Below are 1,743 nucleotides of genomic sequence, written 5' to 3'. Positions count from 1 at the left end.
CTGGCCGCCGCGCTCGGCAGCTCAGCGCTGACGCGTGACGTCAATCAAACCGCCGGTGAGCCCGAACGCGTAATCACTTTGCAGGTGAATCAGACGGCAGCGCGCGCAGCCGGCCTCTCTTCTGACCTGATTGCTCAGTATCTGCATACGCTCTGGTCAGGAACGCTGATCACTACGGTACGCGATCGCAACCGGCTGATTGATGTGGTGCTACAGGGCAACGCTGCAGCGCGCCATGACCTGAGCAGCCTGTCCGGATTGCTGCTAACCGCGCCGTCGGGCGCAAAAATTCCGCTGACGCAGGTCGCAACACCGCAGTGGGGGCTGGAGGATCCCGTTATCTGGCGACGCCAGCGCCTGCCGTTTATCACCGTCCAGACCGATACGGCGCCGGGTTTGCGCGCGGAAGCCGTCTCCGCCGCCCTCACGCCGCTGATTGCCACCTTCAGGGCCAGCTTGCCGGCCGGTTACCGCCTGAGCGAGGACGGGGCGGTAGCGGAGTCTGACAAGGGCAACCAGTCGGTGATCGCTATCCTGCCGGTCACGCTGCTCTGCATGCTGGTATTGCTGATGTTACAACTGCGGCGGATTTCCCGCCTGCTGCTGGCCCTGCTGATGGCGCCCTTTGGTCTGCCGGGCATTGTGCTGGCCATGCTGCCGACCGGCACACCGATGGGCTTTGTGGCGCTGCTGGGTGTTATTGCTCTGGCTGGCATGATCATCCGCAACGCGGTGATCCTGATCAGCGAGGCGGATAACAACGTTGATGCAGGTATGCCGCCGGACGCTGCCATTGCGGCTGCGGCAGAACACCGCGCACGGCCGATCGTGCTCACCGCCAGCGCCGCGATTCTCGGTATGATCCCCATCTCGCGTCAGGTTTTCTGGGGACCGATGGCGCTGGCGATTATCGGTGGGCTGTTAGTGGCGACGCTGGTGACGCTCACGGTTTTACCCGCGGCGATGAGTCTGGTGATGCAGGCAGCAGCCCGTCGTGACAAACTGAAATCGCTGCGCTGGCGGCCGTTCAGAAAATAACCGCCTGCTGGTCAGCCCTGCTGGCATGGGGCAACGAAAGGTTTATCCACAGGGTTCCGGGCGGGATATGCACGCCAGATGTGGACAGTATCAGGAGAGAACGCGCAGCACCGGCTGCGCGTGGCCACGGGCTATTTCACTACCGGATGCTTCTCCTGCTGCAGCGCATTCATAAAGGTGTCGCTGAGATGCAGATGCTGGCGCACCAGCGCTGGCGGCGTGCTGGCCAGCCAATGGTTAAGCGAAATATCCGCGTAATAATCGCTTTTAAACAGTTCCAGAAAGCGCAGCGGCTTGTCACCCGTGTTTTCGATATAGTGACCCATGGCAAAGGGCACATAGCCGACATCACCGGCGCGGAAGTCAAACGTACGCGCCTGACCCGACGAGGCAAACACGCCCATCCGCCCCTGACCTTCCAGATAGTATTGCCATTCATCGTTATTGGGATGCCAGTGCAGTTCGCGCATCGCGCCGGGAGCCAGTTCCACCAGCGCGGCGGCGATGGTTTTCGATACCGTAAAATTACTGGAATCAGTAATGCGTACCGTGCCGCCCGGCAGCGTCAACGGCTTCTGCGCCAGCATTTTATGCGAGAAGACCTGCTTCGATTTCACCCCGCCGCTCACCGCCGAAGCCGCCGCGCCGTCCGGTGCCTGCCCGGCAAAGATGTACTCCTCTTCTGGCGAGGGCAGCGTGTTAAAC

At 61.6% G+C, this 1,743-nt stretch carries 2 protein-coding genes; one reads left to right on the top strand and one right to left on the bottom strand.

Features of this window, described 5'->3' with window-relative positions:
* Positions 1-1,038 (top strand): efflux RND transporter permease subunit (locus tag ERD80_RS14920; RefSeq protein ID WP_136547439.1); only part of this gene is annotated, 1,038 nt, incomplete at its 5' end.
* A gap of 131 nt (positions 1,039-1,169) precedes the next feature.
* Here ERD80_RS14920 and ERD80_RS14915 read toward each other — a convergent pair.
* Positions 1,170-1,743: cupin domain-containing protein (locus tag ERD80_RS14915; RefSeq protein ID WP_136547437.1), on the bottom strand; the 574-nt coding region annotated here is incomplete at its 5' end.

The organism is Pantoea sp. R102, from assembly GCF_004916815.1.
GTDB lineage: Bacteria > Pseudomonadota > Gammaproteobacteria > Enterobacterales > Enterobacteriaceae > Pantoea > Pantoea dispersa.
The sequence above is the reverse complement of the archived record's forward strand: the minus strand, read 5'-3'. Positions and strand labels throughout refer to the sequence as shown.